The organism is uncultured Clostridium sp., from assembly GCF_947072515.1.
GTDB lineage: Bacteria > Bacillota > Clostridia > Clostridiales > Clostridiaceae > Clostridium.
This window is the reverse complement of sequence record NZ_CAMTIG010000102.1, coordinates 1-6,661: the sequence shown is the minus strand read 5'-3', so window position 1 is coordinate 6,661 and position 6,661 is coordinate 1. Positions and strand designations below refer to the sequence as shown.

Below are 6,661 nucleotides of genomic sequence, written 5' to 3'. Positions count from 1 at the left end.
AAACCTATAGTTAAGCCAATTATAAAACCAGAAATTAAGCCAGTAGTGAATAATAATATAAAGGCAACAGGTAATAATAATACAACTAAGATAACAGTTAAAGATGATAAAGGAAATATCATAAAAACTAAAGATATAACTGGAGAAGTAGGAAAGGATATTCCTAATGTTACATTACCAAATAATTCGAAAGTATTAGGAATTGTTGATAATGGAAAAGTTATTAATGCTGTACCAAAGGCATTAAGTGAAGGAAATCATAATGTAGTTGTAATAGTAAAAGAAAATAATAATGATCTAGGAAATCTAAGTGGAGTGACAGGAACTTCAAATGGAGTACAAAACACAAATAATAATGAAAATATTAGTGAAAAGACTAATCCTAAAACAGGAGATAGTAATTCATTACCATATATTTTCACTATAGGTGTAGCAGGAGCATTATTAGGGTTATTAAAGAGAAAAGATAAAACTATTAAGAATGAAAATAAATAATAAAAAGAGAGTCTTTCTACTAGAAAGACTCTCCTTTTTACTTAAACGGCTTGAACATTTAGACCGAATTGAGATAGTTTATAGTGATTTTTTACTAATCTAAAAAATATAAAAGTAGTTAAGGTTGCTAATGATTCAGAGAGAAGCATTGCATACCAAACTCCATATTTAAAGAAGTAAGTTAATATGAAAAGACTTAGTAAGCTATATATAAAACCTCTTTCAAGGCAGATGATATTAGAAAGGATAGGCTTTTCAATTGATTGAAAGAAAGTTATATCAATAAAGTTTATTGATAAGAATATATAGGCTAAATTTGCAGCATTTAAGGCTATATAAGTTAATGAGACTATGCTTTGAGAGTCTGTAAATACCTTAATGAAGTCTTTCCCGAAAATAAGGCAGATAATAAAGAAAATTATAGATATTAGAACATTCATAATAATGCTATAATCATATGTTTTCTCAACAGCATAATAATTGTTTGCACCAAAGTGGAAACTGATTAAAGGTTGTATGCCATTACAAACACCTGTTATTGCGTAGTAACTTATTGAAAGTATATAATTAATAATTCCATAAGAAGTCATTCCATCCTCGCCAAAGGTTCTTATAATAAAGTAGTTTGTAAAAAAGATAATTGCAGAGTATGAAATGGCAACAAAGAAAGTAGGAAAACCTATTTTTAGGATTCTAGTAAGAGTATTAAATCTCAATTTAGTAAATCCAAGAGTAAGAGTTCCTTTTTTTCTAAAAAAGTAGATTAATTCTATTATGGTAGCAAGAGTTTGTCCTATTCCAGCAGAAATAGCAACACCTTTTAGTCCCATGTGTAAATTGAAGATAAAAACATATTCTAAAATTAAAGTTATAATAGCACTAAAAATCATGATATACATGGCAAAAGCAGGTGCATTATCATTTCTAAGAAATGTATTTAGAATACCTTGTAAAACTATTGGAATAATAAATATAAGATAATAAAAAAGATATGTATAAACATCCACTTTTAAAGGGGAATTAGCACCTAATAAAGTTACAATTGAGTTTAGAAAAAAGATGCTTATTATACCAAAAATTAAACTGATAATTATAGAAAAAAAGATGGTTTGTCTGAAGACATTTATGGCATTAGGAATATTTTTCTTTCCTAAATTAACTGAAACAACGGTAGCTCCACCCATAGAAAATATTGTGCTAAATGAATTTACAATCATAGTTAAAGGAGTTGCAATAACTATTGCTGCAAGCCCAAAAGCACCGATACCTTTGCTTACGAAAATACCAGTTATAACTATATATATACCAACTATAAGCATTCCAAAAGATGAGGGCAGTGAATATTTTAAGAATTCTTTGATCATTTCCATTTCCTCCATAAATAAGTAATATAGTTTAATTATATATGAAAACATTTACAAAGTGTCTTTTTAAATGTGAAAATAATGTAAAAAATGAAAAGCATATATTGATAAGTAAATAACAAGGTTTAACAAAAAGAAAGATAGAATAAAATTTACAGAAGTTAATAAAAAGAAAAGTAAATGGCTTTAAAGTAAAGAAGATGTCTTTATTTTAAATAATAAAGATTAAAGGTTTCTTAAGTTAAAAAAATGTTAATTGTAGGAAGAAACTATGGAAAAATTTGAACAAGGAGTCTAGTATAAAGGTGAAAATAAACAAAACAATTATAAACGCTTAAGAGAGTTAGAGTTATGCGTAGTTTTTATTTAAATGTGCATAGCTCTTATTCTGTTTTTTAGGGGGAATGTATATGAAAAAAGTATTGAATTTAGCCCATAGAGGCTACAGTGAAAAGTATCCAGAAAACACAATGTTAGCCTTCAAAAAAGCTATTGAAATTGGAGCTGACGGAATTGAAATGGATGTCCATTTTAGTAAAGATGGACAGTTAGTAATTATCCATGATGAGGAGCTAGATAGAACAACTACAGGACATGGATATGTTAAAGATTATACATTAGAAGAACTAAGAGGATTTGATGCAGGAATCAAGTTTGGTGAAGAATTTAAAGGATTAAAAATTCCAACATTTGATGAGTTTCTAGAATTAATAAAAGATAAAAATTTATTAATAAATATAGAAATCAAAAATAGTATTATTCATTATGAAAATATTGAAGAAGCTGTTTATGCAAAAATAAAAGAATTTGGAATTGAAAACAAGGTCATTATTTCAACTTTTGATCATTATTCAGCTAAAAAGTGTAAAGGTTTAAATGGAGATATTAAAGTGGGAGCTCTTTATTGGGATTGTATTTATGAGCCATACAATTATGTAGAAATGTTAGGTGTAGATGCATTGCATCCGGAGTTCAATTCTATAACAAAAGAAATTGTAGAAGAATCGCATAAAAGAAAGCTTCAAGTGAATGTTTATACAGTTAATCTTAAAGAAGATATGGAAAAAATGATTAGTTTAGGGGTTGATATGATTATAACTAATGATCCAAAACTGTTAAAAGAGGCTTTGCAAAATAAATAAAATTGAATATGTTTGAAATCGTTTAAAATTGTGCAACTCGAAATTGATTATAGTAAAATAATATGCTTATTAAAATAAAAATCTAAACTTAAAGGGGATATAGCTATGAAAGACTGGGGAATAAAACAATGGATAACATTTGCGGTACTTTGTGCAGGGGGAGGTATAATATATAGATTGCCTTATTTAAGAGAAATCTACTATATACCTATGCAAAAAGCATTTCAGTTTGATGGGTTTCAAATGGGATTTTTAACTAGTATGTATGGAATAGTTAATTTTATATTATATATACCAGGAGGAATAATTGCAGACAGACTTCCATATAAAAAGCTTGTTGTATTTTCGTTTATATCATCAGGACTTTTAGGACTTTGGTTTGCAACAATACCTTCTTATGGAATATGTCTTTTAATAGAGGGACTTTGGGCAGTAACAACAGTATTTACATTCTGGCCAACTTTAATAAAAGCAATTAGATTTTTAGCAGGACCTGAAGACCAAGGTAAATTATTTGGTACATTAGAAGGTGGAAGAGGAGCAGCTTCAGCTATTTTATCTTTTGCTGGACTTGGGATTTTAGGATGGTTTGTAGATAGTAACTTTGGATTGAAGGTAGTAATTATATTTTATTCAGTAGTTATTATTTTAATAGGAATAGCAGCTATGTTCTTATTAAAAGAAGAACATCAAAGTGAAGAAGAAAAAAGAGAGATACTTGAAAAAGAAAAAGAAGCTAAAAAGAATTTACTTTCAGGAACAAAAGTTGTTATCAAAATGGGGAATGTATGGCTAGTTGCATTTATAGTTTTAACAGCTTATGCAGCATTTTCAGCATTAGCATTTTTAACACCATATGTTACAACAGTTTTCCATATGTCTGTAAACGTTGGAGCTTTTATAGGAATAATTAGAAGTTATGTTATTATGGCACTTGCACCACCAATTGCAGGATTTATTATAGATAAGAAACTAAATTCAACTACAAAATATATGGCTTATGGATTTGTAGTATCAATTATATTTACTTTCTTCTATCTATTTATACCTGGAAAATCTTCATTCTTAATTCTTATGCTTATAATTATGTTGATTTTATCAGTAGCGCTTTTATCAATGAAAGGAGTATTCTTTTCTCCATTAGATGAAGTAAAAGTACCAAGGATGTATACAGGAATTGCAGCAGGATTAATTTCTATAGTAGGATATAGTCCTGATATGTATATAAATGCATACTATGGTTGGTTACTTGATCTAAGACCTGGAGTAGGAGGATATCAATTGATATTTATTTCTATGATAGTATTATGTGTTATTGGATTAATTTGCTCAATGGTATTGTTTAGAAGATTATATAATAAACCATTTTTTAGACCAGTGCATACAAAAGAAAATGAAGAAGTATTACAAGAAGTAAAAGCATAAAATAAATTTAAGAAAGTTAGGCTACTTTAAATAGAAAAATATTTAAAGTAGCTTATTTTTATAGAAGATAAGAGTCATGTATAATGGTATTGTTATTGTAAAAGAATAGAACATATATTATAATTTTAATAAGATAGAGAGATGAAATAAAGTAGGTGAAAAAAATGGCTAGAAAGAAGAATTCTAACTCATTAGCAGAGAATAGAAAAGCAAGACATGATTATTTTATAGAGGAAACTATGGAAGCGGGACTTGTTTTAGTTGGAACAGAAGTTAAGTCTATAAGAAATGGAAGAGCTAACCTTAAAGAGTGTTATGCAGAAATAAGAGAGGGAGAAATATTTATAAGAGGGATGCATGTAAGTCCTTATGAGCAAGGAAATATATTTAATGTAGATCCACTTAGAGATAGAAAGCTTTTACTTCATAAAGAACAAATAGGAAGACTTACAGGAATAGTATCAAGAGAAGGTCTTACACTTATCCCACTTTCTTTATATTTAAAAGAAGGAAAAGTGAAAGTTGCTCTTGGAATATGTAAAGGTAAGAAAAACTATGATAAGAGAGATTCAATGCTTGAAAAGGCTCATAAAAGAGATGTTGAAAGAGAAATGAAGGCTAGAAATAGATAAAGAATATAAATATAAAGAGACTCCTTTAAAAGGGAGTTTTTTTGTTGCATAAAATTATAGTTATTTATAGATTATAATGCATATAAAAAAGAAAAAATAGAAAAATATAAGAGAGAATATAATGATAAATGAATTAACTACTATATATTCTTGCAAAAAATAAAAAATATGACTTAAATCATGTAAAAGGTGATATTTAATTTAATAATAAAAAAAGCGAAAAAAGGGGGAAAAAACTAAAATAATTAAGATTTTAAATAAAAATTTTGAAAATAATATAAAAATGTGATAGTATGTTTACATGATGCAAAAAAGCTACTTTTCAAAAAAATGCAATAATATATAAAGTAAAATTCATTTGATAATGAAAGTAACATACATATAATTAAATAAACTAAAGAAAAAGGAGATTTTTAATGAGTATTTTTAGAGCACAAGATATAAAAAGCGTATCTAAACATATCAACTCAGGCGAAAAGAATCTTGGTACCCTGGATCTAACACTTTTAAGTATTGGATCAGTTATTGGAACAGGAGTAATGGTTTTAACTGGTGTAGTAGCAGCTAAAACAGCAGGTCCGGCCGTAAGTATTTCTTTCTTAATTGGAGGAATTACAGCAGCATTTATAGTTCTTTGTTATGGAGAACTTTGTTCAAGTATACCAAGTTCCGGTGGTTCATATACTTTTGCGTATGTGTCACTAGGAGAAATTTTTGCGTACATAGTAGGCTTATCCATATCGGTAGCGTACATTTTATCCACAGCCACTGTTGGAGCAGGGTGGTCAGCATATTTTAATGGGTTTTTAAGTGAGTTGGGAATTCAATTGCCAAAGGCCTTAACAAGTATTCCAGCAGATGGAGGTATTATAAATTTACCAGCAATTTTTGCTATTTTAATAATAACTTTTGTTATATCAAAAGGAACTAAAGAAAGTAAAAAAGTAAACAATCTAATGGTTCTTATAAAAATAGGAGTAATTGCATTATTTATAGTAGTAAGTGTTTTTTATGTTAGTAAAGCTAACTGGACTCCATTTATGCCATATAAATTAACAGGTATATTTAGTGGAGCAGCAGCAGTATTTTATGCATATTGTGGATTTGATGCAGTAGCATCAGCGGCACCATATGTAAAAAATCCTAAGAAGTCAATGACTATAGGATTACTTGTATCCCTTGTAGTATGTATCATTGTATATATGGGTGTATCATTAGTATTAACAGGACTTACAACATATAAAAATTTAAATGTTGGAGATGCATTATCTTATGGATTAAACCTTATAGGAAGACCAAAGGTTGGACTTATAGTATCCCTTGGTAGTGTTATTGGGATATTAGCAGTTATATTTGCAAATAACTTTACAGCATCTCAAATAATTTCAACAATGAGTAGAGATGGGCTTCTTCCAAAGATATTTGGAAAAAACAATAAAAAAGATGTTCCATATATATCACTTTGGATAATCGGAATATTAGAAGCTATATTTACAGGGTTCTTTAACTTAAACTTCTTAGCAAGCTTTGCAAGTATTGCATTCTTATTAGTTTATGGAACAGTTTCATTCTCAGTAATAATATTTAGAAAGAGACATCCAGG

The 6,661-nt window shown here is 28.2% G+C and carries 6 protein-coding genes; 5 read left to right on the top strand and 1 reads right to left on the bottom strand.

All coding sequences use genetic code 11. The annotated features are described in order from the left end of the window. A partial coding sequence (locus tag Q0W06_RS18865; protein ID WP_297639502.1) for a hypothetical protein occupies positions 1-495 on the top strand: 495 nt, incomplete at its 5' end. A gap of 41 nt (positions 496-536) precedes the next feature. On the opposite strand, the gene Q0W06_RS18860 is transcribed toward Q0W06_RS18865, so the two are convergent. After that, positions 537-1,859 carry an MATE family efflux transporter gene (locus Q0W06_RS18860; RefSeq protein ID WP_297639499.1) on the bottom strand — a complete coding sequence of 441 codons (1,323 nt, stop codon included), beginning with the start codon at positions 1,857-1,859 and terminating at the stop codon, positions 537-539. A gap of 410 nt (positions 1,860-2,269) precedes the next feature. Between Q0W06_RS18860 and Q0W06_RS18855 the strand changes: the two genes are divergently transcribed. The 4 genes from Q0W06_RS18855 to Q0W06_RS18840 form a co-directional block, all read left to right on the top strand. Then, positions 2,270-3,001 (top strand): glycerophosphodiester phosphodiesterase, encoded by a 732-nt coding sequence (locus Q0W06_RS18855; protein WP_297639496.1) that lies wholly within the window; start codon positions 2,270-2,272, stop codon positions 2,999-3,001. 105 nt (positions 3,002-3,106) lie between these two features. After that, complete coding sequence (locus tag Q0W06_RS18850) at positions 3,107-4,426, top strand: MFS transporter (RefSeq protein WP_297639492.1); 1,320 nt, start codon at positions 3,107-3,109, stop codon at positions 4,424-4,426. Positions 4,427-4,590: 164 nt separating this feature from the next. Continuing rightward, on the top strand, positions 4,591-5,058 hold the full coding sequence (smpB, locus tag Q0W06_RS18845; RefSeq protein WP_297639489.1) for an SsrA-binding protein SmpB: 468 nt from the start codon (positions 4,591-4,593) through the stop codon (positions 5,056-5,058). Between the two features lie 416 nt (positions 5,059-5,474). Continuing rightward, the coding region (locus tag Q0W06_RS18840) for an amino acid permease (protein WP_297639486.1) at positions 5,475-6,661 on the top strand (1,187 nt) is incomplete at its 3' end.

What these genes read in the sequence shown, in the direction of transcription:
- smpB (WP_297639489.1), top strand. Translation starts at nt 4,591, where the DNA reads ATGGCTAGAAAGAAGAATTCTAACTCATTAGCAGAGAATAGAAAAGCA.
- Q0W06_RS18855 (WP_297639496.1), top strand. Translation starts at nt 2,270, where the DNA reads ATGAAAAAAGTATTGAATTTAGCCCATAGAGGCTACAGTGAAAAGTAT.
- Q0W06_RS18860 (WP_297639499.1), bottom strand. Translation starts at nt 1,859, where the DNA reads ATGATCAAAGAATTCTTAAAATATTCACTGCCCTCATCTTTTGGAATG.
- Q0W06_RS18850 (WP_297639492.1), top strand. Translation starts at nt 3,107, where the DNA reads ATGAAAGACTGGGGAATAAAACAATGGATAACATTTGCGGTACTTTGT.